The following is a 23,405-nucleotide window of genomic DNA, read 5'->3' on the forward strand; positions in this document are numbered from 1 at the left end:
CTTCGGGCATGACCACGAAGACCACGCCCGAGTCCCCGCTGCCGATCCGCACGGTCCTGCAGATGGTGGGCGGCTGGATCGGCAAGCTGGGCACGGTCTGGGTCGAGGGCCAGATCACCGACCTGAGCGCGCGCGGCGGCACGGTGTTCCTGACGCTGCGCGACCCGGTGGCCAACGTCTCGGCCCGCGTCACGGCCCCGCGCGGCGTCTACGAGGCGGCCGTGCCGCGCCCCGCCGACGGGGCGCGGGTCGTGGTGCACGTCAAGCCGGACTTCTGGGTCAACAGGGGCTCGTTCGCCTTCACCGCGCTGGAGATCCGACCGGTGGGCGTCGGCGAGCTGCTGGCCCGGCTGGAGCGCCTGCGGCAGTTGCTGGCGGCCGAGGGGCTGTTCAACGCCGACCGCAAGCGGCGGCTGCCGTTCCTGCCCGGCACGGTGGGGCTGATCTGCGGCCGTGACTCCGCTGCCGAGCGCGACGTCCTGGAGAACTCCCGGCGCCGCTGGCCCGCGGTGCGGTTCAAGGTGGAGGAGGTCGCCGTCCAGGGCCCGTACGCGGTCGGCGAGGTCACCGAGGCGTTGCGCAAGCTCGACGCGGACGCGTCGGTGGACGTGATCGTGATCGCCCGCGGCGGCGGCTCCCTGGAGGACCTGCTGCCCTTCTCCGACGAGACGCTGGTGCGGGCGGTGGCCGGGTGCCGCACCCCGGTGGTGAGCGCGATCGGCCACGAGCAGGACAGCCCGCTGCTCGACCTGGTGGCCGACGTGCGCGCCTCCACGCCGACCGACGCCGCCAAGAAGGTGGTGCCCGACGTGGGTGAGCAGCTCACGCTGGTGCGCCAGCTCCGCGACCGGGGGCGCCGGGTGCTGGGCGGCTGGCTCGACCGTGAGATGTCGTGGCTGACGTCCGTCCGGTCCCGGCCGTCGCTCGCCGATCCCGTACGCGAGCTCGAACGCCGCGCGGAGCAGGTGGACGCGCTGCGGGAGCGGGCCAGGCGCTCGCTGACGGGTTCCCTCGACCGGGCCGAGGACTCGATGACGCACCTGCGCGCCCGGTTGGTGTCGCTGTCGCCGGCGGCGACGCTCGAGCGCGGCTACGCCATCGTGCAGGACCCGTCGGGCGAGGTGGTGCGGCTCGCCAAGGACGTGCCGCCGGGCGCCCTGCTGACGATCCGCCTGACCGACGACCGGCTGACGGTCCGCGCCGAGCCGCGCGACCCGGCCGGCGAGCCTCCCGAGGCACGGTGACCACGCGGGAACACCGGCGCGCCATGTCCGGGTTGTAGCCGGAAACGTCTTCGCCCGGGTCGAGGGGCGGAGGCCTTCCACGCACAGGGGAGCCCGGCATGCCGAACGATTTCAACCAGCAGATCATCGAGGAGTTCCGCGCCAACGGGGGGCGGGTCGGCGGGATGTTCGAGGGCTCGCCGCTGGTGCTGCTCACGACCACGGGCGCCAGGAGCGGCAAGCCGACCACGACCCCCGTGATGTACCTGAAGGACGACGACCGGTTGGTCGTCATCGCGTCGAACGGGGGCTCCGACCGCCATCCGGCCTGGTATCACAACCTGCTCGCCAACCCGGAGGCGACGGTCGAGGTCGGCACGGAGACGTTCGCGGTGAAGGCGGCGTTCGCCGACGGCGGGGAGCGCGACCGGCTCTACGCCCGGATGGTCGAGCAGGCCGCCGGTTTCGCGGAGTACGAGGCGAAGACGAGCCGCCGCATCCCGGTGGTCGTCCTGGAGCGCCTGCCCGCCTGAGCGGCGCTCAGAAGGGGGCGTCGTCGTCGCGGACGGCACCGGGGTCGGCTCGTCGCGCCATCGCGGCGGCGAGCTTGACCCGGGCGCCCTGCAGCCACTCCTCGCAGATCGCGGCCAGTTTCTCGCCGCGCTCCCACAGCTCGATCGACTGCTCCAGGGTGAGCCCGCCCGTCTCCAGGCGGCGCACCACCTCGGTCAGCTCCTCCCGGGCCTGCTCGTACGAGGGCGCCTTGTCCGCGGTGTCGTCTGCCACGTCACCCACCCTAGAGTCAGCCACCGACGAACGTCGCCCCGGCCCGCCGGGCCGGGGCCGCGTGGTCAGCCCTGGGGCCGTTGCCGCAGCACGGCGGCGAGCTGGCCCAGCTCCGGCCAGTCGGCCGTGCCGGTGACCACCAGGGTGACGTCGGGCAGCACCCGCACCAGCGAGCGCTGGTTCTTGTCCTCGCGGACGCGTCGCTCCCACGGCTGGCCGTTGACCTGCTGGGTGCCGGCGACCTGGTTGGTGTTGGCCATCCGGTTGGCGAACTCGGCGGCGGGCTTCTCGTTGCTCTGCGCGAACATCACGTGCTCGCGCTCGCTCGTGGCGTAGCCCAGGTAGAGCACCTGCGCGCCGCTGTCGCCCTTGGCGATCCGGTTGCTGTTGGGGATCCAGCCAGCCGGGTCCTGGGTGGGGGCCCACACCCCGTACGGCACGGTGTGGCCGAAGTTGGCGACGGTGATCGAGTAGTCGCGCCTGGGGATGTGCTCCTCGCCGCCCTGGTTGACGAGCAGGAAGCAGCCTCCTGCCGCCAGGCAGACGAACAGGGCTACCGCGTAGCCGTAGAACCCATCGGTGAACCGTCGCACACTTCGCGAGGTTACCCGCCGGCGGGACCGGTCGCCGAAGCGGCCGGGCGGATCTGGCCGATGATGGCGAGCACGTCGTCGGCGAGCTGGGGGTCGCCGGTGCGGACCACCTCGTTGACCGCCGCCGCGAGGGCGCCGGTGACGACGACGACCAGCGCGCCCTCGTCCTCGAAGAGCGTGGCGTTGAGCTCGGCCCATTTGCGCAGCCGGTCGCGCATGACCACCTCGAACCCGGGTGGCCCGTCGCCGCGCAGGAACAGCGCGGCCAGCTCGCGTTCCTCCAGGCAGCCGTCGAGATAGGCGCGGGCGGCGCGGAGGAAGACCCGCATCGGGTCGCTCTCGCCCTCGGCCCGCGCCTCGCGGACTGCCTGCTTGGTGCGCCGGCCCTGCTTGGCCTGGAACTCCTCGAACAGCGTGAGGTAGAGGTCGGCCTTGCCGGAGAAGTGGTGGTAGAGGCTGCCGACGCTGGCGTCGGCCCGGCCCACCACGTCGGTGACGCCCGCCTCGGCGAAGCCTTTGGAGACGAAGACCTCGCGGGCCGCCTGGAGTAGCGCGGCGCGGGTCGCCGCGCCGCGCTCGGAGGTGCGGGCGGTGACCGGCCGTTCGACATCGCTGCTCATGGCAGGCACATTATCCTCCGCTGTCCGGGGATACATGGACAACTGTCATCCGGGCCGGCGCGGCCGCGGCCGTGTTCCGGGAGTGCCGGGGGGCGAGACGCGTGGATATGTGGCGAAGACGGCGGGCCATTCCGCGGATCGGCCGGCTTTCCTAGGTTGGGTGGTGCGAGAACACCAACCTTGAGGAGAGTTGCCATGCGTGCCGTCATCCAGAATTCCTTCGGTGGTCCCGAAGTCCTGCAGGTCGCCGAGGTCGAGCGGCCGGCGCCGCTGGGCGGCGAGGTCCTGATCCAGGTGCGGGCCAGCGCACTGAACCCGGTCGACGTGGCCGTGCGGTCCGGCGCCTACCCGCTGCTCGGCGAACCGCCGTTCGGAGTCGGCTGGGACATTTCCGGTGTCGTGGCGGAGGCGGCACCGGGTGCCAGGTTCAAGGTGGGCGACGAGGTGTACGGCATGCCGTTCTTCCCGCGGGCCGCGACCGGCTACGCCGAGTACGTCGCCGCGCCCTCCCGGCAGGTGGCGCGCAAGCCCGCCTCCCTGGACCACGTGCACGCCGCGGCCCTGCCGCTGGCCGGCCTCACCGCCTGGCACGGCCTGGTGGACGCGGCGGGCGTCAAGGAGGGCGACCGGGTGCTGATCCACCGGGCGGCCGGCGGGGTCGGGCACCTGGCGGTGCAGATCGCCAAGGCCCGGGGCGCCCACGTGATCGCGCTGGCCAGCGCCGGCAAGCACGGGTTCGTCCGGTCGCTGGGCGCGGACGAGGTGATCGACTACCGGGAGGTCGACTTCACCGAGGCGGTCCGCGACCTGGATGTCGTCCTCGACTCGAACATGGAGGGCGAGCGTTCGCTGGCCGTGCTCCGGCCGGGCGGGGTGCTCGTCAGCATCATGGAGCACGGCGACGCCGCGCTCGCCGCCCGGGTGGAGGCGGCCGGGCGGCGCTTCGCGGGCGTGTCGGTCGAGCCGGATTACGCGGCGCTGGAGGCCATCGCCGGGCTGGTCGACGCCGGCGCGATCCGCCCGCACGTCGAGCAGGTCTTCCCGCTGGAGGAGGCGGCGAAGGCGCACGAGGTGCTGGGAGCCGGCCGGGTCACCGGCAAGCTCGTGCTGACGGTATAAAACGGGCATGGACATCCTCACAGAGGCGCTGGCGTCGATGCGGACCAGGCATCCCACCTCGGTACGCACCGACGGCCGCGCCCCGTGGGGGTTGCGGCTGCCGCCTGCCGCGGGCGCCGGCTTCCACGTGGTCCTGTACGGCTCGTGCTGGCTCGTCCCCGTGGACGCCCCGCACCTGGAGCCGGTCCCGATGGGCGCCGGCGACGTGGTGTTCCTGCGCAGCGGCCCCGACTTCGTGCTGGCCGACCACCCCGCCACGCCGGGCGAGGTGCCGGGTCCGGAGTGCTACACCAAGGCCCCGCCGATCGGCTCGGTCGTGCTCGGCGGTGACGGAAGCCGCACGAGCCTGCTGTGCGGCAACTACCACCTCGACATGGCCCGGCCCCATCCGCTGCTCCGGCAGCTCCCCGAGGTGATCCACCTGCCGACCCGGCACGGCCGCCACGCCGAGCTGAAGGCCGCGGTCGAGCTGCTGGGGGCGGAGCTGGAGAATCCGCGCGTCGGCTCGGAGGGCATCGTGCCGGCGCTGATCGACTCGCTGCTGCTGTACATCCTGCGGGCCTGGCTGGCGGAGCAGCCCGCCGAGGGTGAGGGCTGGTCGGCCGCGCTGCGCGACCCCGCCGTCGCTCCGGCGCTGGCCGCCGTCCACCAGGCGCCTTCGGCCCCGTGGACGGTCGAGGCGCTGGCCGCTCAGTCCGGGTTGTCCCGCGCCGCCTTCGCCAGGAGGTTCGCCGCCCTGGTCGGCGAGCCGCCCATGGCGTACCTGACCCGGTGGCGGCTGACGCTGGCCGCCAAGCTGCTGCGTGACTCCGACGTCCCGCTGACCACCGTGGCCGTCCGGGCGGGCTACAGCACGGAGTTCGCGCTCGCCAAGGCCTTCAAGCGGGAGTACGGCATCGCCCCCGGCGGCTACCGCCGGCAGGCGAGGACGCTCGGGGCCGATATCCATCCCGATATGGCGCATGAGCCCATATCGATATTGGACACTCGGGATCTTGTCTGATTGCCTCTTCGGCATGCCACGACATCTCCGACTGCGACTCGGGGTCGCGACGCTGACCGTTTGGGTGCTGGTGGGCGGCGCGCCCCAGGCGGCGGGTGCCGCCGCCGGCTCCGAACTGGACAGGACGCTGCGGAAACTGGAGCAGTCCTACGAGGGGCGTATCGGCGCGGTGGGCATCGACCTGGCGACCGGGAGGACGGTCGGCTACCGGGCCGGCGAGCGTTTCCCGTTCAACTCCTCGTTCAAGGTGTTCGCGTGCGCGGCGGTGCTGCACGAGGCGCGCGCCGGCCGCCCCGGGCTGATGGACGAGGTGGTGCGCTGGACACCCGCCGACATGGCGGAGCTGACCGCGAACTCCCCGGAGACCACCGAGTACACCGACACCGGCATGACGCCCGCGCAGCTGTGCCGCGCGGGGATCACCAAGTCCGACGGCTTCGCGGGCAACATGCTGCTGAAGCAGATCGGCGGGCCGCGCGGGCTGACCGCCTTCTTCCGCGCCGTCGGTGACCGGACGAGTCGCCTGGACCGGACGGAGCCCACGCTGACCGAGTGGAGCCCCGGGGAGAAGCGTGACACCACCACCCCGGAGGCGGCCGCGCGGACCTTCGCCGAGCTCACCACCGGCAGGACCCTGCACGACGCCGACCGGGCGCGGCTGGTCGGCTGGCTGAAGGCCAGCCTCACCGGCGCCAACCGGATCCGGGCGGGGCTGCCGAAGAACTGGACGGTCGGCGACAAGACCGGCACCGGCGGCGCGAGCAACCACGGCACCGCCAGCGACCTGGCGATCGTCTGGACGCCCGGGTCGACCGCGCCGATCGTGCTGTCGGTGTTCGCCAACCGCGACCGCGACGGCACCCCGCACGACGACAAGGTGTTCGCCTCCACCGCGGCCGCGCTGGCCAAGGCCCTCGGCAGGTTGTGACCGCCCGTCCCGTTCCCGTGGGGGCGGGCGGCTCCTCGATCGGCTTCCTTGCCCACCCATTTCCGGGCGGGCCCGGGGTACGCGACTACCATCGAAGCAGTTGTCCACGAGGAGGCCTGTCCATGTCCGATCAGACGTCCGTTCCTGCGGCGCTGGCCACCGGCGAGCACGCGCCCGACCGCAACCTCGCGCTCGAGCTCGTCCGTGTCACCGAGGCGGCCGCGATGTCCGCCGCCCGCTGGGTGGGGAGGGGCGACAAGAACGGCGCCGACGGCGCGGCGGTGAACGCGATGCGCCAGCTCATCAACACGGTCTCCATGAACGGCGTGGTGGTCATCGGCGAGGGCGAGAAGGACCACGCGCCGATGCTGTTCAACGGCGAGCGGGTCGGCGACGGCACCGGCGCCGAGTGCGACGTGGCGGTCGACCCGATCGACGGCACCCGGCTGACCGCGCTCGGCATGCCCGACGCGATCTCGGTGATCGCCGTGAGCGAGCGCGGCTCGATGTACGACCCGTCGGCGGTGTTCTACATGGAGAAGCTGGTGACCGGCCCGGAGGCGGCCGACGTGGTCGACATCGAGGCGCCCGTGGCGGACAACATCAACGCGGTCGCCCGGGCCAAGGCGTGCTCGGCGTCCGACGTCACGGTCGTCATCCTCGACCGTCCTCGGCACGAGCGGCTGGTCAAGGAGATCCGGGAGACCGGGGCGCGCATCAAGTTCATCACCGACGGCGACGTGGCGGGCGCCATCATGGCGGCCCGGCAGGGCACCGGCATCGACCTCATGCTGGGCATCGGCGGCACACCCGAGGGCATCGTGGCCGCGTGCGCGCTCAAGTGCCTGGGCGGTGTGATCCAGGGCAAGCTGTGGCCGCGCGACGACGCCGAGCGGGCCAAGGCGGTCGAGGCGGGCCACGACCTGAGCCAGGTGCTCACCACGAACGACCTGGTGCGCTCCGACGACGTGTTCTTCGCGGCGACGGGCATCACGCAGGGTGAGCTGATGCAGGGCGTGCGGTTCAGCCGCGGCGTGGCGATGACCAGTTCGCTGGTCATGCGAGGGCGGTCGGGCACGATCCGCCGGGTGGACAGCGAGCACCAGTTGTGGAAGCTGCGCGCCTACAGCGCGATCAATTTCGACACCGCGGGCTGAGACCCCCGGCTCGGCGACCGGGCCGGGGGTCCGCCCCGGCTCACCGGCGGCGCTTGCGCCGGGGCGGCTCCTTGACCTTGATGTCGCCCAGGAAGTTGGTGGTGCGCACCTCGACGACCGGGGAGTCCGGCTCCGTCTGCTGCTTGGTGAGCCGGACGGTCTGGCCCTTGGCAACGCGCACCACCTCAAGGCCCTCGGGCACGTGGATCTCCAGCCCGCCGAGGACGAGCGTGGCGTTGATGACGACGCGGTGGTTCTGCAGGATGGCGTCGCGCAGGTCGAGCTTGGTCACGCCGAACATCGCGGTCACGTCCAGCTCGGCCGGCACCACCCAGCGGCCGTCGCGCTCCTCCTTCCTGAAGAAGGCCGACACGGGCCTGCCGTCGAGTTTCAGCGGCTGCTGCTCGGCGGGGAGGAGGTCCGTCGTCACCGCGGCCAGTTCGCCGAGCGTGCGGGCGGAGTAGACGGTGCCGAGCCGTTCCTCGAACTCCTCCATCGTCAGCCGCCCGTCGGCGTGGGCGGCCTGCAGCACCTGGGCGATGCGTTCGCGGTCGTCGTCGGAGGCGCGCAGCTCGCGCGGCGCGGGGGTCTCGGATCGTGGGCGGCGCGCGGCGATCCACTCCTCGGCGAGCCGCTCACCGGCTTCCTGCAGGCGGGGTAGCCAAGAACTTTGGCGGTCGTTCACACTTCCGACGATAACCGGCGTTGGCGGCGATGAGTGGAATCCCGCGGGTCCGGTGACCGTTCACCCCCCAAAGACCGTCGTTCAGGGGAGGGCGCTCGTGCATCAGGCGGCGCGGTGGGGGCTCGGCGCGGTGGGGACCGGCGCGGCGGTGATCGCCGCTCTCGACCTGGCCAGTCTGGACCGGATGAACCCGCTGCGCCGGACCATCAGCGAGCACGGGCTGGGCGAGCAGGGCTGGGTCTTCGGGGTGGCCGTGGCGCTGCTGGCGGCGGGGTCGGTGGCGATCGGCGTCTCGCTGGTGCGGACGCGGCTGGCCGGGGTGTTCGGCACGGTCGCGCTGATGGCGTGGAGCGCCGGGTTGTCGGTGGTGGCGTACTTCCCCAAGCACGACTGGTCGGTGGGGCCGAGCGTGGACGGCCACATCCATCGGGTGGGCAGCCTGGTCGCGTTCCTGAGCCTGCCCCTGGCCGCGGTGGTCATCGCCCGCCCGTGGCGGCACGCGGAGCGGCGGCGGCACGCGCTGGTGGCCTTCGGGCTGGGCCTGTGCTCGGTGCTGTGGGTGGCCGGCATCGGGGCGATGGTGCTGGTGGGGACGCAGAACGGGCTGCCGTGGTATCGCGTCATGCCGCTCGGGCTGGTGGAGCGGGGGCTCGCGGTGACGGAGGTGGCGGCGCTGGTCGCGCTGGGGGTGTTCGCGGCCCGCGGGCAGCCGGTCGCCGGGCAGCCGCCGGTGCTCTCACCCGTGGCCGTCGAATCCGAACGCTAGACGCCTGGCGGGGGGACCGGTCGACGCAATAACCTGACCGCGCCTCACCTTTGCTGATCCCCCCGTCTGGAGGCCTTCGTGTCGTCCCCCCGCGACCGCCAGGCACGTGTCGCCACGTTCGTCGCCTACGCCGTGCAGGGCCTGTCGTTCGCGACGCTGCTCGTCCAGACCGCGACCCTGCAGGACAGGCACCGTCTCGACGAAGGCTCGCTCACGCTGCTGCTGCTCGTCGTGCCCGTCTTCGCCGGGGTGGGCAGCCTGGCGGCGGGCTCGTTCGCCCACCGCCGGGGCAGCAAGCTCATGCTGCGCCTCGCCCAGCCCGTGGTAGCCGCGGCGGTCGTGCTCGCGGGCATCGCCCCGGACGTGCCGGTGCTGCTCGCCGCGCTCCTGCTGTTCGGCCTGGCGGTGGGCGCGGTGGACGCGGGCATCAACATGCAGGGCGTCGCGGTCGAGCGCAGGTACGGCCGGGCCGTGCTCAACGGCTTCCACAGCATGTGGAGCGTGTTCAGCCTGGCCGGAGCGCTGTGGGCGGCGTGGGCGGCCTCGCTCGACCTGATCGTGATCATGGGCGTGCCGATGGCGCTGGCCGTGGCGGCCTCCCTGTACGCCGGACCGCGGCTGTGCACCCCGCAGGAGGAGAAGACGGAGTTCACGGCGGCCGTCACGGGCCGCCAGCCGTGGGGGCCGATCATCCCGCTCTGCCTCGCGATGGGCTTCCTGTACGTCGGCGACGCCGCGGTGTCGAACTTCAGCACCGTCTTCATGCAGGACGTCATGGCGGCGGGCCCCGGCGTGGTGCCGCTCGCCTACGCCGCCTACCAGGGGGCGACGCTGGCCGTACGGCTGGGCGGGGACGCCGCGGTCCGCAGGTACGGCCCGGCGGCGATCGTCCGGATCGGCGGGGCCATCGCGACGCTGGGGTTCCTCGGGGTGGTGCTCGCTCCGAGCCAGCCGCTGACCATCGTGGCGTTCGGGCTGACCGGGATGGGCCTCGCGGTGGTGGCCCCACAGTCGTTCTCGGCGGCGGGGCGGCTCGACCCGGCGGGCACGGGCGTGGCGATCGCTCGGGTCAACCTGTTCAACTACGTCGGCTTCATCCTCGGGGCGGCCCTGGTCGGCGGCATCGCGGACGCCGCCGACATGCGGGTGGCGTTCGTGGCGCCGCTCGTGCTGGCGGCCGTGATCGTGGTGCTCGCCGGGGGCTTCGAGCCGGCGGTCAGGACGCGCCGCTGAGGGCCGGGGGCGCGGCTAGGTCAGGGAACGCAGGTAGGCGAGGCTGCGCCGGACGTCCTCGACGGGACGGTCGCCGGGGCCGGCGAGGATGACGTCCTGCTCCATGACGTACCAGCCGTGGTAGCCGCGCGCGCCGAGGCCGGCCACGATGCCGGCGACGTCCACGTCGCCCTGCCCGAGCGGGCGGTAGACGCCCGCGCGCACCGCCTGCGTGTAGGTCAGCTCGCCGCTGGAGACGCGCGCGGCCAGCCGCGCGTCGACGTCCTTGAGGTGGACGTGCGACACCCGGTCGGCGGCGCCGCGCACCAGCTCGGCCGGGTCGGTGCCGCCGATCAGCAGGTGCCCGGTGTCCAGGCAGAGCGGGACCGCGCTGCCGTCGAGCACCCGGCTCACCTCGTCGCTGGTCTCGACCATGGTGCCGACGTGCGGGTGCAGGGCCACGTCCGAGCCGTGCGCGGCGGCGATCCGGTCGAGGTTGGCCAGCAGGGTGGTCCAGCCGGTCTCGTCCAGGACGGGGCGCGCGTCGTAGCCGTCGCGGCCGGTGGCGGCGGCCAGCACGAGCATGCCGTCGACCGCCGGGATGCCGGGCAGCGGGTCGTGACCGGGGTCGTGCAGGACCACGGGCACGAAGGCGCCCACGGCGCTCATCCCGTGCGAGGCGATGAGCGCGGGTGTCAGGAACCCCTCGGGACCCAGCTCGGTCGCGGTGAGGCCGAGCTCGCGCATCTCGCCGAGCACCCGCTCCGGCGGGAGCTGATGGCCCCAGCCGGGGACCTCGCACACGCCCCACGAGATGGGCGCTCCGGCCAGCCTCATGCCCGCACCTCCGCGACCGGGACGGGACGGCCCTCGCGGCGCGACAGGTCGGCGGCCTCGGCGACGTAGAGCGCGGCCAGCGCCTCCTCGACCGAGCACAGGCGCGGGTCGTCGCGCAGGAAACCGTCGATCTCGTCCACGTACGCCTGCTGGAAACGGGTCACGAAGTCGGGCCACGGCTCGTCCGGTGGTTGCAGGCCGTCGGTGGAGCGCAGGGGGGCGCGCGGGCCGAGACCGACGACCTGCGTGCCCTCGGTGCCGGCCAGCTCCATGCGCACGTCGTAGCCGGCGCCGTTGTAGCGGGAGCCCTGCAGCGTGACGAGGGTGCCGTCGTCGAGGCCGAGCAGGGCGGCGCTGTTGTCCACGTCGCCCGCCTCCTGGAAGAAGCGGGCGCCCCGGTTGGCGCCCGCCGCGTACACCCAGTCCACCTCGCGGCCGGTCACCCAGCGCAGGATGTCGAAGTCGTGGATGTGGCAGTCGCGGTAGATGCCCCCGGACAGCGGGATGTAGGTGGCGGGCGGCGGCGCGGGGTCGGCGGTGACCAGGTGGACGCGGTGCAGCTCCCCCAGCTCGCCGGCGCGCAGCGCGGCGGCGGCCCGCACGTATCCGGCGTCGAACCTGCGCTGGAAGCCGATCCGCACCCGGTTGCCGCGGCTCGCGGCCAGCACCTCCAGCGTCTCCTTGACCCCGACGGCGGCGGGCTTCTCGCAGAACGCGGGCACGCCCCGGCGGCAGGCTTCGATCAGCAGCTCGGCGTGGGTGCTGGTCGGGGTGGCGATGACCACGGCGTCGGCGTCGAACGGGTCGCCCGGCCGGCCGTGCGGCGACGTGCGCACGGGGTCGGCGACGACCAGCTCGTCGACCAGGGGGTGGGCGGCCAGGGTGGCGGCGTGGAACGCTCCGATCCGGCCCAGGCCCAGCAGTCCGACACGCATGGCGCCTCCAAGGAAGGGATGGCTTTCTTTCTAAGCGAGACGTGCACGCTCAGTCAACACTTTGTCCTGACATTCTGACCTTCAGTCCGATGACGGCCTCCTCGGCCCGGTGCGCGGGCAGCCGGGCGAAGCCGACGGCCAGCGCCGGTCCGCCGGGCGTGAAGCGCATCGGCCCGACCGGCTCGGCGGTCAGGCCGAGATCCCGCGCCGCCTCGGCCGTGCGGTCCTCGTCCCAGCCGGCGGGCAGGTCGAGGTAGGCGTGCAGGCCCGCCTCGATGCCGCGCACCCGGACCTGCGGCAGGTGCTCGGCCAGGGCGCCGACCAGGGCGTCGCGGCGGCGGCGGTACTCGCGGCGCGTCTGGCGCAGGTGCTTGTCGTAGCCGCCGGTGCGCAGGAAGTGGGCCAGCGCGTACTGTTCGACGACCGGCGAGCCGAGATCCAGCTCGCCCCTGGCCCGCCGCACCGCCTCGCCCAGGTCGGCCGGGGCCGCCACCCAGCCCAGCCGCAGGCCGGGCGCCAGGGCCTTGCTGACGCTGCCCGTCAGCACGACGTGGCCGGGAGCCAGACCCTGCAGGCAGCCGACCGGGTCGCGGTCGAAGCGGAACTCGGCGTCGTAGTCGTCCTCCAGCACGATCGCGCCGGTCTCCTGCGCCCACTCCACGAGCGCGGCCCGCCTGCCCGGCGAGAGCACGACCCCCGTCGGGTACTGGTGGGCGGGGGTGACCAGCACCGCCCGGGCCGGTCCGGCGCGCAGGGCGGCCACGTCGATGCCCTCGCCGTCGACCGGGACGGGCAGCAGGCGGGCGCCCGCCCGGCGCAGCAGCGGCACCTGCCGGTGGCCGGCCGGGTCCTCGACCGCCAGGGGCAGCCCGTCGGCCCGCCGGGCGAGGGCGTGCAGCACCAGGCTGAGACCCTGGGCCGCGCCGCCCACGATCACCAGGTTGGCCGGGTCCACGTCGGCGGCCCGGACCCGCCTCAGGTAGCCGGCCAACTCCTCGCGCAGCTCGGGCACGCCGCCGGGATCGCCGTAGTCGAAGGCGCCGGACGGCATGGTGGTCACGGCGTGCCTGAGCGAGGCGAGCCAGCGCTCCCTCGGGAAGCGGCCGAGGTCCGGCTCGGTGGCGCGGTGCCCGTGGTACGGCCGGCCGCCGGCCGCGCCCGGCGGCTCCGGCGGGGAGGGGGCGGCTCCGCGCGCGGCGGCGGGCGCCACGCGGGTGCCCGACCCGACTCTCGACACGAGGAACCCCTCGGCCACGAGCTGCTCGTAGGCCTCCACGACCACCCCGCGGGACACCCCCAGGTCGAGGGCGAGGTCGCGGCTGGCAGGCAGGCGGCGGCCGGGCTCCAGGCGGCCGCGGCGGACGGCCTCGCGCAGCGCCGCGGCGATCTGGCCGGCGATGCCGCCCCGCGCGTGGTCTATCGGCACGTACAGATCGGCCACATTGGTCCCTTCAAATACACCGGAATTGGCCTGTTTGATTGAACCATTCTCTCCCTAGAGTCACCTTCCATGAGAGCTTCCATGAGCAACGGAGTGGCGGGCGCGGCGAGCGCGATGTTCCTCGTGGGCACGCTGGCAGGCGTGTCCGGGCTGGTCAAGGACTATCCGCTGTACGGCGGGCAGGCGGTGCGCTACCTGGTGGCGGCCGTCGTGCTGCTGGCCGTGACACGACTGATGGGCCTGCGGTTCGTCCGGCTGACCGGGAAGGAGTGGGCACTGCTGGGCGGCCTGTCACTGCTCGGCCTGGTGATCTTCAACGTGTGCGTCGTCGAGTCGACCCGAGCCTCCGGCCCGGCACTGGTCGGCACCGTGCTCGGCACCGTACCCCTGGCCCTGGCGCTGGCCGGTGGGCGGCCCGCGCCCCGGCTGCTGGTGGGGGCGGGCGTGGTCGTGGCCGGAGCCACGCTGGCCACCGGGCTCGGCAGCGGCAACCCGGCCGGGCTGCTGTGGGCGCTCGGCGCGCTCGCCGGAGAGGTCGGGTTCTCCCTGCTGGCGATCCCGCTGCTGCCCAAGCTCGGGGCGATGCGGGTCAGCGCCTACTCGACCGTGCTGGCCGTGCCGCTGCTGGCCGTCATCGGGCTGGTCCAGGACGGCGCCGGCGCGCTGCGGATGCCCACGCTCGCGGAGGCCGCGGGCTTTGGCTACCTGGCGATCGTGGTGACCGTGGTGGCGTTCTGCCTCTGGTACACCTCGCTGCCCAAGCTGGGGCCCGGCCGGGCCGGGCTGTTCGCCGGGCTCATCCCGGTCGGCGCCATCGTCACGGGACTCGCGCTGGGCATCGCGACGCCGTCCGGCTACGACCTGCTGGGCGCCGGCCTGGTGATCGCCGGCATCGCGGTGGGCCTCACGGCGCCCGCCCGGCCGGTGGCCGTCGCCACCGCCTGACGGCCGGTACGGGCCCGCCGGCGCGTGGGCGTACCCTTTGGGAAACCGAAAGGATGGGCATGGCCGAGTTCGACTACACCGACCTTCTCCCGCTGGGTGCCGACGAGACCGCGTACCGGCTGATCACGTCGGAGGGGGTGCGGAAGGTCGAGGCGGCGGGCCGCACGTTCCTGGAGGTCGAGCCCGAGGCGTTGCGCCTGCTCACCGAGACGGCAGTGCACGACATCTCCCACTACCTGCGCTCGTCGCACCTGGCGCAGCTCCGCAGGATCATCGAGGACCCCGAGTCGAGCGGCAACGACCGGTTCGTCGCGCTCGACCTGCTGAAGAACGCCTCCATCTCGGCCGGCGGCGTGCTGCCCATGTGTCAGGACACCGGCACCGCCATCGTCATGGGCAAGCGGGGCCGCCACGTGCTGACCGACGGGCGCGACGCCGCGCACATCTCGCGCGGCGTCTACGACGCCTACACGCGCCTCAACCTCCGCTACTCCCAGATGGCCCCGCTGACCATGTGGGAGGAGAAGAACACCGGCAGCAACCTGCCGGCCCAGATCGAGCTGTACGCCGAGGACCCGGGCGGCCACGCCGACGCCTACAAGCTGCTGTTCATGGCCAAGGGCGGCGGCTCGGCCAACAAGTCGTTCCTCTACCAGGAGACCAAGGCGGTGCTCAACGAGAAGCGCATGCTCGCCTTCCTGGAGGAGAAGATCCGCTCCCTCGGCACCGCGGCGTGCCCGCCGTACCACCTGGCGGTCGTCGTGGGCGGCACGTCGGCCGAGTACGCGCTGAAGACGGCCAAGTACGCCAGCGCCCGCTACCTCGACTCCATCCCCACCGAGGGCTCACCCGCCGGGCACGGCTTCCGTGACCTGGAGATGGAGGCCAAGGTCTTCGAGCTGACCCAGAAGCTCGGCATCGGGGCCCAGTTCGGCGGCAAGTACTTCTGCCACGACGTCCGCGTCATCCGGCTCCCCCGCCACGGCGCCTCCTGCCCGGTGGCGATCGCGGTCTCGTGCTCGGCCGACCGGCAGGCCCTGGCGAAGATCACCGCCGAGGGCGTGTTCCTGGAGCGGCTGGAGACCGACCCCGCCCGGTTCCTGCCCGAGACCACCTCCGAGCAGCTCTCCGAGGACGTCGTCCGGATCGACCTCAACCGCCCGATGCCCGAGATCCTGGCCGAGCTGACGAAATATCCCGTCAAGACGCGCCTGTCGCTCACCGGCCCGCTCGTCGTCGCCCGCGACATCGCGCACGCCAAGATCGCCGAGCTGCTCGACAACGGTGGCGAGATGCCGCAGTACCTCAAAGACCACGCGGTCTACTACGCCGGACCGGCCAAGACGCCCGAGGGCTACGCCTCCGGCTCGTTCGGGCCGACGACCGCCGGGCGGATGGACTCCTACGTCGAACGCTTCCAGGCGGCCGGCGGCTCGATGGTCATGCTGGCCAAGGGCAACCGGTCGCAGCAGGTGACCGACGCCTGCCAGAAGTACGGGGGCTTCTACCTCGGCTCCATCGGCGGGCCCGCGGCGCGGCTGGCGCAGGACTGCATCAGGAAGGTGGAGGTCCTGGAGTATCCGGAGCTGGGGATGGAGGCCGTGTGGCGGATCGAGGTCGAGGACTTCCCGGCGTTCATCGTGGTGGACGACAAGGGTGACGACTTCTTCACCGACCGCACCGGGCCGGTGCTGAGCATCGGGCGCCGCTGACGCGGGGCTGCCGGGAGCCGGCCCGGAGAGCGGGGGTCAGACGGCGACGGGGGCTCGGTGGGGGGCCACCGTGGTGCCGTCGGGGAGCAGCAGACCGGTGTCGTCGAACAGCACGACCCCGTTGCACAACAGGCTCCACCCCTGGTCGGGATGGGCCGCGATCACGTGGGACGCCTCACGGTCGGGCGAGTCGGCGGTGGGACAAGGGGGAACGTGTCTGCACATCGTGCACCTCTCAGCTGACGCTCCTGTAGTGCGAAGTCTCAAAAGGGCAACGGCCGCCCCGACGGCGTGCGGAGGTCGAGCGACGCGCCGCTCGGCTTGCGGGGCGGCCGGGGACGAATCCGGGTCTGGCGCATCCTCATCACGTCCTTCCAGCTGAAGCCGTCATGGTCGCTCGCGCATACCCCCATCGTGCCGACCGACACCGACACTTTCCGGCCGGTCGGAGGGCTGGCGCTTTTCGCACCTTCACACTGCCCCCGCCCCCTTACGCCACCCTTACAACTCGCTGACGAACCCCAAAGTTCCTGTCAGTAACGTCTGTCGCCAGCATGCCACCCGTTTAACCGCGTCGTCCGCGTAATGAGACGCAGAAGGAGTTCGACGGTCGGCCGCATATTACGGCGAACAGCGCAGAAGCGCATGAATAATACGAAATCGGGCATCGGCGCGGGCGGCGGCGGGCCGCCCGCGCCGATCGGGACCCAACTGACCCTCGCCATCCTGTCCAATCGGGTCCTAGGTCGCAAGACTGATGCAGTTGCGAGTTGCTTGCAATAGTGTCGGCAGGCGTAGCGATCACCAAGGAGGACCCATGGGGGAGTACACCCTTCCCGACATGCCCTACGACTACGCCGCCCTGGAGCCCGCCATCACCGGCGAGATCCTGGAGCTGCACCACGCCAAGCACCACGCCGCGTACGTCAAGGGCGCCAACGACACGCTGGAACGGCTCGCCGAGGCGCGCGACAGGGGCGAGTTCGGCAACCTCGTCGGCCTGGAGAAGACCTTCGCCTTCAACCTGTCCGGCCACGTGCTGCACACGATCTTCTGGCAGAACCTCTCCCCCGACGGCGGCGACCGGCCCGACGGCGCGCTCGCGGACGCCATCGACGAGCACTTCGGCACGTTCGAGGCGTTCCAGAAGCAGCTCACCACCGCGACGGCGTCCGTGCAGGGCTCCGGATGGGGCGTGCTGGCCTGGGAGCCGCTGGGCCGCAGGCTCGTGGTCGAGCAGGTCTACGACCACCACGGCAACGTCGGCATGAACACCACGCCCCTGCTCGTCTTCGACGCCTGGGAACACGCGTACTACCTGCAGTATCGCAACGTGCGCCCCGACTATGTGCACAAACTCTGGGACCTGGTGAACTGGACCGACGTGGCAGCCCGCTTTACTGACGTGACGAGTCAGGCCGGTTGACTCAGATTCGCAACATTTTATCGGCCCGGCCTCTACTGGTCGGTTTACACGAATAGGTAAGCTGCCAGGCATGCGTGCGCCCTCCGGTTACCTTCTCGCCGCGCGCTACCGGCTTCTCGAACCGGTCGGTCGCGGCGGCATGGGCACCGTGTGGCGGGCGCACGACGAGCTGCTCGACCGCCACGTGGCGGTCAAGGAGGTCCGGCTGCCGGCCGTGCTCGACGAGGAGTTGCGCGCCGAGTTGTGCGCGCGCACCGAGCGCGAGGGCAGGGCGACCGCGATGGTCGCGCACCCCTCGGTCATCACCGTCTTCGACGTCGTCACCGAGGACGACCGGCCGTGGATCGTGATGGAGCTGCTCCAGGCCAGGTCCCTGGAGCAGCTCATCCAGCAGGAGGGACCGCTCCATCCACGCCGGGCCGCCGAGATCGGCCGGCAGATCCTCGGCGCGCTGCGCGCCGTGCACGCCAAGGGCATCCTGCACCGCGACGTCAAGCCCAGCAACGTGCTGGTGACCGAGGACCGGGCGGTGCTCACCGACTTCGGGCTGGCGGCGTTGGAGGGCGACGTCTCCATCACCCAGGCCGGCATCGTGCTCGGCTCGGCCGGCTACATCGCTCCAGAGCGCGTGCTCGGCGCCAAGGCCAGCCCGGCCGCCGACCTGTGGTCGCTCGGCGCGACCCTCTACACCGCCGTCGAGGGCAGGGGCCTGCACGGCCGCCGCACCGCCGCGGCCGCGCTGGCGGCGCTCACCAGTGGCGAGCCGATCCCGATGACCAAGGCCGGGCCGCTCGCCCCGGTGCTCGACGCGCTGCTCCGCATCGACCCGCAGACCAGGCTCGACTCGGTCCGGGCCTCGCTCATGCTGGCCCGCGTGGCGGCCGGCGGCTCGGCGGAGGAACCACTCGCGCCCCGCAGGTCCACGCGACCGGGATCGGTGATCTCGGCGCCGTCCTTCACCCGCCGGCCCGCGCACCGCGGGCTGCACCGGGCGGAGGCGACGGCGGCGGCCCTGTCCAACGGCGCGACCGCGGCCCGCCCGCCCGTCACCCAGCGCGGCGAGCGGCCCCAGGCCGTGCCACCGCCCCGGCAGGAGCGCAGGCCCGGCGAGGGAGTGCACCGCAGGCGCGTCGAACCTCACCCTGCGCTGTCCGTTTACGCCCGGGTGAAGGCCGCGCTGATAAAGATGTGCCTCCCCAGGCGTTTCTGGCCTCGCGAACTTCGCAAGCGCGGGTAAAGCACTTCCCAAGCGAGAATCGATATCTTCTTCTCATGCCGGAACACCAGACTCGCCTGCTCGCGGAGCGCTACGAGCTGATCTCACCGCTCGGGCGGGGGACGATGGGGACCGTGTGGCGCGCCCACGACCGCGCTCTCGGGCGCGAGGTGGCGGTCAAGCAGATCCGCGAGGACCCGGGTCTCACCGAGGAGCAGCGGAGCGAGCTGCGCGAGCGCATGGTGCGCGAGGGCCGGCTGGCCGCCCGCATCAGCCACCCGTCCGTGGCGGCCATCCACGACGTGCTCATCCACGAGGGCAGTCCGTGGATCATCATGGAGCTGGTCGAGGCGCGCTCGCTGGAGCAGGTCATCGACGAGGAGGGCCCGCTGCCGCCCCGGCTGGTGGCCGAGATCGGCGTCGACCTGCTCGGCGCGCTGCGCGCCGCGCACGCGCAGGGCATCACGCACCGCGACGTCAAGCCCGCCAACGTCCTGATCACCGAGACCGGCCGCGTGGTGCTGACCGACTTCGGCATCGCCCGCGCCGAGGGCGACTCCCGGCTCACCAAGACCGGCATGGTGATCGGCTCCCCCGGCTACACCGCCCCCGAACGGGCACGGGGCGACTACACCGGCCCCGAGTCCGACATCTGGTCGCTCGGGGCGACGCTCTACTTCGCCGTCGAGGGGCGCCCGGCGTTCGAGCGGTCCTCGATAGCCGCGACCCTGGCCGCACTGCTGAGCGAGAACGCCGACCCACCCACCCAGGCCGGGCAACTCCGGCCGGTGCTGAACGGGCTGTTGCACAAGGACCACAAGCAGCGCCTGAGCGCGGCCCAGGCGGAGACGATGCTGCGCATGGTCGCCGACACGCCGACCAGCGAGATGCCGGCCATCACAGGCGAGGCCCCACCGGAACAGGAGACGTCCGTGGCCGACGCCAGGCACACCGACCCCGCCGCCCCTCCCCACGCGGGGCCCGCCTCGCCGTACGGGGCGCCCGGCGTCCCGCCGCGACCCGGCCCCTCCGGCCCGCCCGCCTCCTCCGGCCCACCCGCCGCCGGGCCCGTACGGCGCGGCCCGGACGCCGCCCCGTACGGGTCCGAACCCGCTCAGCGCGGCCCCGGCACGGTCCCGCACACGCGGCCCGACGCCGCGCGTGCGGCCCACCCGGCCGACGTCCCGGGCGGGCCACCACCGGGCACCACGCCGGACCACAGACCGGACCACGCGCCTGGCCAGGCGCCGGGCCCCCGGAAGGCCGCGGAGTGGGACCCGGAGCGGACCGTCAGCGTGATGCGGCCCAAGTCGCCGCCGCCTCCCCCGCCTGCCGCCGGAGCGCCGCAGCGGCCGCCCGTCCCGCCCGCTCACCCGCCGCACGACGAGGGCTCCATGACCACGCGGCGGGTGCAGGTGCATCGCAACCCCATCGGCTCGCCCGGCCAGCAGGTCTACCCGCTGCCCGCGCCACCGGCGGGCCACCCGGGCGCCCGGCCCGGCCCCACGCCGCCGCACCAGGCCCCGCCCGGCGCGTTCCCACCCGGCGCGATGTCCCCTGGCACGCTGTCCCCTGGCGCGATGTCCCCCGGCGCGATGTCCCCCGGCGCGGTGCCCCCCGGCGGGCAGCAGCGCCCCTACGGCGCCGGCTCCCCGCACGAGCCGCGGCCCGAGCGGCCCGACTCCCACGGCCTGGGCACCGACCTGTTCGCGATCGCCGGTCCCGAGCAGCGCCCCACCGGCAACCGCAAGGGGCTGCTCATCCTCGCCGTCGCCGCTGCGGTGGCCGTGGTGATGGCGATCGTGATCGTGGCGGTGGCGTCGTCCGGTTGACCCGGCCGCCGTGGGACAGACTGGGGGCATGAGCGAGTTCCGCATCGAACAAGACTCGATGGGTGAGGTGCGCGTCCCGGCCGGTGCCCGGTGGCGCGCGCAGACCCAGCGGGCCGTGGAGAACTTCCCGATCTCAGGACGGCCGCTGGAGCCGTCGCACATCGCCGCGCTGGGCCTGATCAAGGCCGTCGCCGCCGAGGTGAACGCCGAGCTGGGCGTCCTCGACAAGGACCTGGCCGAGGCCATCGCGCAGGCCGCGGCCGACGTCGCCGAGAACGAGCACGACGACCACTTCCCGATCGACGTGTTCCAGACGGGCTCCGGCACCTCGTCCAACATGAACGCCAACGAGGTCGTCGCGCACCTGGCCCAGGAGCGGCTGGGCCGTCCGGTCCACCCCAACGACCACGTCAACGCCTCGCAGTCGTCCAACGACGTCTTCCCGACCTCGATCCACGTGGCGGCGGCGACCGAGGTGACCTACCACCTGCTGCCCTCGCTCGAACATCTGGCGGCGGCGCTGCGGGCCAAGGCCATCCAGTTCGACCAGGTGGTGAAGTCGGGCCGGACGCACCTGATGGACGCCACGCCGGTGACGCTGGGACAGGAGTTCGGCGGCTACGCCTCGCAGATCGAGCACGGGGTGGTGCGGGTGCGCTCGGCGCTCGGCCACGTCCTGGAGCTGCCCCTGGGCGGCACGGCCGTCGGCACCGGCATCAACACCCCGCCGGGTTTCGCCGAGAAGGCCGTCGCCAAGCTGCGCGAGGCGACCGGCATCCCGTTCACCGAGGCGCTCGACCACTTCGAGGCGCAGGGCGCCCAGGACTCGATCGTCGAGCTGTCCGGCCAGCTCAAGGTGGTGGCCGTCTCCCTCAACAAGATCGCCAACGACCTCCGCTGGATGGGCTCGGGGCCCCGGGCCGGCCTGGCCGAGATCAACCTCCCCGACCTGCAGCCCGGCTCGTCGATCATGCCGGGCAAGGTCAACCCGGTCGTCCCCGAGGCCACGGCCATGGTCGCGGCGCAGGTCATCGGCAACGACGCGGCCATCACGTTCGCGGGCGCCTCGGGCACGTTCGAGCTCAACGTGCAGCTTCCGGTGATCGCCCGCAACATCCTGGAGTCCATCCGGCTGCTGGCGAACGTCTCACGGCTGCTCGCCGACCGGTGCGTGGCGGGGATCACGGCCAACGAGGACCGGCTGCGCGAGTACGCGGAGTCCTCGCCGTCGATCGTCACCCCGCTCAACCGGTACGTGGGCTACGAGGAGGCCGCCCGGATCGCCAAGCAGGCCCTGGCCGAGCACAAGACCATCCGCGAGGTGGTCGTCGAACGCGGCCACGTCGCCGCCGGCACCATCACCGAGGCCCAGCTCGACGCGGCCCTCGACGTCCTCGCCATGACCCGCCCCGCCACCTGACCTCCCGGGCCGCTACGGGAGCGGGCGGCGGATGCGCGCCAGGTCCGCCGTCATCGCGGCGGCGGTCCCGGCGAGCACGGGCAGGACGTCGCGCACCAGCTCGCCGGCGGTGACGCGGCCGGCGTGCGCGGCCACGTTCACCGCCGCGACGACCTGCCCGGCCCGGTCGCGGACGGGGACGGCAATGGACCGCACGCCCTCCTCCAGCTCCTGGTCGACGAGGGCGTACCCGTCGGCGCGCGCTTGCCGGACGACCGCCGCCAGCTCTTCCGGCGAGGCGACCGTGCGGCTGGTCAGCGGCTTCGGGTCGATCCCGGCCAGCCGCCCGTCGGGCAGGCCGGCCAGCAGCACGCGGCCCATCGAGGTGGCGTACGCGGGGAACCTGGTGCCGACGGTGATGTCGACGCTCATGATGGCGCGCGTGGGCACCCGGGCCACGTAGACGACGTCGTCGCCCGAGAGCGTCGCGACCGACGCCGACTCGTGGACGCGCGCCACCAGGTCGGCCAGGTAGGGGTGCACGATCTCGCCGAGGCTCCACGCCGACAGGTGGGCGTACCCCAGCTCCAGCACCCTGGGCAGCAGCACGAACCGGTCGCCCTCGGCGGCCGCGTAGCCCAGCCGCTCCAGGCTGATGACCGCCCGCCGCACCGTGGCCCTGGGCAGGCCGGTCACCCTGGCAGCGCCGGCGAGCGTCAGCCCGCCCCGCGCCGAGCCGAGCGCCACCAGCACGGCGAGGCCCCGGGCCAGCGACTGCAGGTACACGGCGCCCAGCTCCTCCTTCGCCGCGCGGGAGGCGACGGACGGCACGGGCGGCGCGGGCGGCGGGGGCGGCGCGGCGAGGGCGGTCCGCATCGCGGCGACCGTCTCGCGGAGCGCGGGCAGGGCGTGGGCGCGCAGGCCGGCGACGGTGTGCCTGCTGGTGTGGCTGACGACGCTGACCGCGCAGACCGTCCGGCCGCCGCCGTCGCGCACCGGCATCGAAACCGGCATCGCCACCGGCATCGCCACCGCGATCAGCCCCGGCTCCATGAGCTGGTCGTCCTCGGCCCACGGCGCGGACGGGTCGCGCAGGACCGGCCCGGCCGCGCAGCGGTCGGCGGGGAGCAGGTCGCCGGCCCGGAAGGCGATGGCCATCGTGCGCCGCCGGGCGTACGAGCCGACGAGCCGGACGCCGTCGCCGTCGGGGACCGCCAGCGTGACCGTCTCGTCCAGCGTCTGCGCGAGGGCGTCCGCGTGCGGGCCGAGGACGTCGGCCAGGCCGCCGCAGGCGAGGTAGGCCTCGCCCAGCTCCATCAGCGGGCCGGCGAGGAGCACATCGCGGTCCTCGACGCGCAGGTGGCCGAGGGTGGCCAGGGTGGTCACGACGCGGTCGACCGTGGACCTGGCCAGGCCGGTCGCGCGTACCAGGTCCGTCGCCCGCAGCGGCCGCCCGGGGTCGGCCGACAGGACGCGCAGCACGGCCAGGCCGCGTTCGAAGGCGCCGGCCGGCTCCATCCGTCCTCCTCGTGAGTTTGCTCGCTCGTGAGTCTGCTCGTCACCCGATCGA

Annotated in this window: 23 protein-coding genes; 14 read left to right on the forward strand and 9 right to left on the reverse strand. The window is 73.2% G+C overall.

The genetic code is table 11. The features are described 5' to 3' along the window. Nucleotides 1-8 precede the first annotated feature (8 nt). Together xseA and ACGF0J_RS17645 are read left to right on the forward strand one after the other, a co-directional pair. Entirely contained in the window at nucleotides 9-1,244 is a 1,236-nt protein-coding gene (xseA, locus tag ACGF0J_RS17640; RefSeq protein ID WP_393146890.1) for an exodeoxyribonuclease VII large subunit, read from the forward strand. Between the two features lie 98 nt (nucleotides 1,245-1,342). Beyond that, nucleotides 1,343-1,756, forward strand: a complete 414-nt coding sequence (locus ACGF0J_RS17645; RefSeq protein ID WP_393146892.1) for a nitroreductase family deazaflavin-dependent oxidoreductase — start codon at nucleotides 1,343-1,345, stop codon at nucleotides 1,754-1,756. Nucleotides 1,757-1,763: 7 nt separating this feature from the next. Here ACGF0J_RS17645 and ACGF0J_RS17650 read toward each other — a convergent pair whose 3' ends face one another. The 3 genes from ACGF0J_RS17650 to ACGF0J_RS17660 all read right to left on the reverse strand — a co-directional run bounded on the left by ACGF0J_RS17650 (nucleotide 1,764) and on the right by ACGF0J_RS17660 (nucleotide 3,222). Continuing rightward, a complete protein-coding gene (locus tag ACGF0J_RS17650; RefSeq protein ID WP_393146894.1) occupies nucleotides 1,764-2,009 on the reverse strand; it encodes an exodeoxyribonuclease VII small subunit in 246 nt (81 codons plus the stop codon). 65 nt (nucleotides 2,010-2,074) lie between these two features. After that, nucleotides 2,075-2,602: a DUF4245 domain-containing protein gene (locus ACGF0J_RS17655; protein WP_393146896.1), complete on the reverse strand. Its 528-nt coding sequence runs from the start codon at nucleotides 2,600-2,602 to the stop codon at nucleotides 2,075-2,077. Nucleotides 2,603-2,613: 11 nt separating this feature from the next. After that, the gene (locus ACGF0J_RS17660; RefSeq protein ID WP_393146898.1) at nucleotides 2,614-3,222 is read right to left on the reverse strand and encodes a TetR/AcrR family transcriptional regulator; all 609 of its coding nucleotides are present in this window, start codon (nucleotides 3,220-3,222) and stop codon (nucleotides 2,614-2,616) included. Between the two features lie 195 nt (nucleotides 3,223-3,417). On the opposite strand from ACGF0J_RS17660, the gene ACGF0J_RS17665 reads away from it, so the two are divergent. From ACGF0J_RS17665 to glpX, 4 genes are all read left to right on the forward strand, one after another. Further along, nucleotides 3,418-4,341, forward strand: a complete 924-nt coding sequence (locus ACGF0J_RS17665; protein ID WP_393146900.1) for an NADP-dependent oxidoreductase — start codon at nucleotides 3,418-3,420, stop codon at nucleotides 4,339-4,341. A gap of 7 nt (nucleotides 4,342-4,348) precedes the next feature. Beyond that, nucleotides 4,349-5,344 carry an AraC family transcriptional regulator gene (locus ACGF0J_RS17670; protein WP_393146902.1) on the forward strand — a complete coding sequence of 332 codons (996 nt, stop codon included), beginning with the start codon at nucleotides 4,349-4,351 and terminating at the stop codon, nucleotides 5,342-5,344. 13 nt (nucleotides 5,345-5,357) lie between these two features. After that, nucleotides 5,358-6,272 (forward strand): class A beta-lactamase, encoded by a 915-nt coding sequence (gene bla, locus ACGF0J_RS17675; protein WP_393146904.1) that lies wholly within the window; start codon nucleotides 5,358-5,360, stop codon nucleotides 6,270-6,272. Between the two features lie 122 nt (nucleotides 6,273-6,394). Then, the gene (gene glpX, locus ACGF0J_RS17680; RefSeq protein ID WP_393146906.1) at nucleotides 6,395-7,429 is read left to right on the forward strand and encodes a class II fructose-bisphosphatase; all 1,035 of its coding nucleotides are present in this window, start codon (nucleotides 6,395-6,397) and stop codon (nucleotides 7,427-7,429) included. 40 nt (nucleotides 7,430-7,469) lie between these two features. On the opposite strand, the gene ACGF0J_RS17685 is transcribed toward glpX, so the two are convergent. Next, the gene (locus tag ACGF0J_RS17685) at nucleotides 7,470-8,114 is read right to left on the reverse strand and encodes a DUF1707 domain-containing protein (RefSeq protein ID WP_393146908.1); all 645 of its coding nucleotides are present in this window, start codon (nucleotides 8,112-8,114) and stop codon (nucleotides 7,470-7,472) included. 97 nt (nucleotides 8,115-8,211) lie between these two features. On the opposite strand from ACGF0J_RS17685, the gene ACGF0J_RS17690 reads away from it, so the two are divergent. Then, entirely contained in the window at nucleotides 8,212-8,880 is a 669-nt protein-coding gene (locus tag ACGF0J_RS17690) for a DUF998 domain-containing protein (RefSeq protein WP_393146910.1), read from the forward strand. Between the two features lie 78 nt (nucleotides 8,881-8,958). Then, entirely contained in the window at nucleotides 8,959-10,113 is a 1,155-nt protein-coding gene (locus tag ACGF0J_RS17695; RefSeq protein ID WP_393146912.1) for an MFS transporter, read from the forward strand. 15 nt (nucleotides 10,114-10,128) lie between these two features. Here ACGF0J_RS17695 and ACGF0J_RS17700 read toward each other — a convergent pair whose 3' ends face one another. Genes ACGF0J_RS17700 through ACGF0J_RS17710 form a run of 3 tightly spaced genes read right to left on the reverse strand, consistent with a single transcriptional unit; the run spans nucleotide 10,129 to nucleotide 13,305 of the window. Continuing rightward, a complete protein-coding gene (locus ACGF0J_RS17700; protein ID WP_393146914.1) occupies nucleotides 10,129-10,929 on the reverse strand; it encodes a TIM barrel protein in 801 nt (266 codons plus the stop codon). Then, complete coding sequence (locus ACGF0J_RS17705; protein WP_393146916.1) at nucleotides 10,926-11,864, reverse strand: Gfo/Idh/MocA family oxidoreductase; 939 nt, start codon at nucleotides 11,862-11,864, stop codon at nucleotides 10,926-10,928. The genes ACGF0J_RS17700 and ACGF0J_RS17705 overlap by 4 nt, the downstream gene beginning before the upstream one ends. A gap of 49 nt (nucleotides 11,865-11,913) precedes the next feature. Continuing rightward, on the reverse strand, nucleotides 11,914-13,305 hold the full coding sequence (locus ACGF0J_RS17710) for a PLP-dependent aminotransferase family protein (RefSeq protein ID WP_393146918.1): 1,392 nt from the start codon (nucleotides 13,303-13,305) through the stop codon (nucleotides 11,914-11,916). Between the two features lie 69 nt (nucleotides 13,306-13,374). On the opposite strand from ACGF0J_RS17710, the gene ACGF0J_RS17715 reads away from it, so the two are divergent. Then, a complete protein-coding gene (locus ACGF0J_RS17715) occupies nucleotides 13,375-14,250 on the forward strand; it encodes an EamA family transporter (RefSeq protein ID WP_393146920.1) in 876 nt (291 codons plus the stop codon). A 59-nt stretch (nucleotides 14,251-14,309) separates the two neighbouring features. Further along, the gene (locus ACGF0J_RS17720) at nucleotides 14,310-15,962 is read left to right on the forward strand and encodes a fumarate hydratase (protein ID WP_393146922.1); all 1,653 of its coding nucleotides are present in this window, start codon (nucleotides 14,310-14,312) and stop codon (nucleotides 15,960-15,962) included. Between the two features lie 36 nt (nucleotides 15,963-15,998). On the opposite strand, the gene ACGF0J_RS17725 is transcribed toward ACGF0J_RS17720, so the two are convergent. Next, a complete protein-coding gene (locus ACGF0J_RS17725) occupies nucleotides 15,999-16,187 on the reverse strand; it encodes a DUF5999 family protein (RefSeq protein WP_393146924.1) in 189 nt (62 codons plus the stop codon). 592 nt (nucleotides 16,188-16,779) lie between these two features. On the opposite strand from ACGF0J_RS17725, the gene ACGF0J_RS17730 reads away from it, so the two are divergent. From ACGF0J_RS17730 to ACGF0J_RS17745, 4 genes are all read left to right on the forward strand, one after another. Further along, nucleotides 16,780-17,388: a superoxide dismutase gene (locus ACGF0J_RS17730; RefSeq protein ID WP_393146926.1), complete on the forward strand. Its 609-nt coding sequence runs from the start codon at nucleotides 16,780-16,782 to the stop codon at nucleotides 17,386-17,388. A gap of 70 nt (nucleotides 17,389-17,458) precedes the next feature. Next, nucleotides 17,459-18,625 carry a serine/threonine-protein kinase gene (locus ACGF0J_RS17735; protein WP_393146928.1) on the forward strand — a complete coding sequence of 389 codons (1,167 nt, stop codon included), beginning with the start codon at nucleotides 17,459-17,461 and terminating at the stop codon, nucleotides 18,623-18,625. A gap of 35 nt (nucleotides 18,626-18,660) precedes the next feature. Continuing rightward, nucleotides 18,661-20,436 (forward strand): protein kinase, encoded by a 1,776-nt coding sequence (locus tag ACGF0J_RS17740; protein WP_393146930.1) that lies wholly within the window; start codon nucleotides 18,661-18,663, stop codon nucleotides 20,434-20,436. 28 nt (nucleotides 20,437-20,464) lie between these two features. Continuing rightward, nucleotides 20,465-21,856: a class II fumarate hydratase gene (locus tag ACGF0J_RS17745; protein ID WP_393146932.1), complete on the forward strand. Its 1,392-nt coding sequence runs from the start codon at nucleotides 20,465-20,467 to the stop codon at nucleotides 21,854-21,856. 12 nt (nucleotides 21,857-21,868) lie between these two features. Here ACGF0J_RS17745 and ACGF0J_RS17750 read toward each other — a convergent pair whose 3' ends face one another. Further along, nucleotides 21,869-23,353, reverse strand: coding sequence for an IclR family transcriptional regulator C-terminal domain-containing protein (locus ACGF0J_RS17750; RefSeq protein WP_393146934.1), 1,485 nt, complete (start codon nucleotides 23,351-23,353; stop codon nucleotides 21,869-21,871). Between the last annotated feature and the right edge of the window lie 52 nt (nucleotides 23,354-23,405).

The sequence above is a fragment of the Nonomuraea sp. NPDC047897 genome (assembly GCF_043204415.1).
In the GTDB taxonomy this organism is placed as follows: domain Bacteria; phylum Actinomycetota; class Actinomycetes; order Streptosporangiales; family Streptosporangiaceae; genus Nonomuraea.

Coding starts and splice junctions, on each gene's coding strand:
- ACGF0J_RS17735 (WP_393146928.1), top strand. CDS start 17,459: ATGCGTGCGCCCTCCGGTTACCTTCTCGCCGCGCGCTACCGGCTTCTC.
- ACGF0J_RS17670 (WP_393146902.1), top strand. CDS start 4,349: ATGGACATCCTCACAGAGGCGCTGGCGTCGATGCGGACCAGGCATCCC.
- ACGF0J_RS17715 (WP_393146920.1), top strand. CDS start 13,375: ATGAGAGCTTCCATGAGCAACGGAGTGGCGGGCGCGGCGAGCGCGATG.
- ACGF0J_RS17645 (WP_393146892.1), top strand. CDS start 1,343: ATGCCGAACGATTTCAACCAGCAGATCATCGAGGAGTTCCGCGCCAAC.
- ACGF0J_RS17725 (WP_393146924.1), bottom strand. CDS start 16,187: ATGTGCAGACACGTTCCCCCTTGTCCCACCGCCGACTCGCCCGACCGT.
- bla (WP_393146904.1), top strand. CDS start 5,358: ATGCCACGACATCTCCGACTGCGACTCGGGGTCGCGACGCTGACCGTT.
- glpX (WP_393146906.1), top strand. CDS start 6,395: ATGTCCGATCAGACGTCCGTTCCTGCGGCGCTGGCCACCGGCGAGCAC.
- xseA (WP_393146890.1), top strand. CDS start 9: ATGACCACGAAGACCACGCCCGAGTCCCCGCTGCCGATCCGCACGGTC.
- ACGF0J_RS17700 (WP_393146914.1), bottom strand. CDS start 10,929: ATGAGGCTGGCCGGAGCGCCCATCTCGTGGGGCGTGTGCGAGGTCCCC.
- ACGF0J_RS17705 (WP_393146916.1), bottom strand. CDS start 11,864: ATGCGTGTCGGACTGCTGGGCCTGGGCCGGATCGGAGCGTTCCACGCC.
- ACGF0J_RS17730 (WP_393146926.1), top strand. CDS start 16,780: ATGGGGGAGTACACCCTTCCCGACATGCCCTACGACTACGCCGCCCTG.
- ACGF0J_RS17740 (WP_393146930.1), top strand. CDS start 18,661: ATGCCGGAACACCAGACTCGCCTGCTCGCGGAGCGCTACGAGCTGATC.
- ACGF0J_RS17750 (WP_393146934.1), bottom strand. CDS start 23,353: ATGGAGCCGGCCGGCGCCTTCGAACGCGGCCTGGCCGTGCTGCGCGTC.
- ACGF0J_RS17660 (WP_393146898.1), bottom strand. CDS start 3,222: ATGAGCAGCGATGTCGAACGGCCGGTCACCGCCCGCACCTCCGAGCGC.
- ACGF0J_RS17720 (WP_393146922.1), top strand. CDS start 14,310: ATGGCCGAGTTCGACTACACCGACCTTCTCCCGCTGGGTGCCGACGAG.
- ACGF0J_RS17665 (WP_393146900.1), top strand. CDS start 3,418: ATGCGTGCCGTCATCCAGAATTCCTTCGGTGGTCCCGAAGTCCTGCAG.
- ACGF0J_RS17745 (WP_393146932.1), top strand. CDS start 20,465: ATGAGCGAGTTCCGCATCGAACAAGACTCGATGGGTGAGGTGCGCGTC.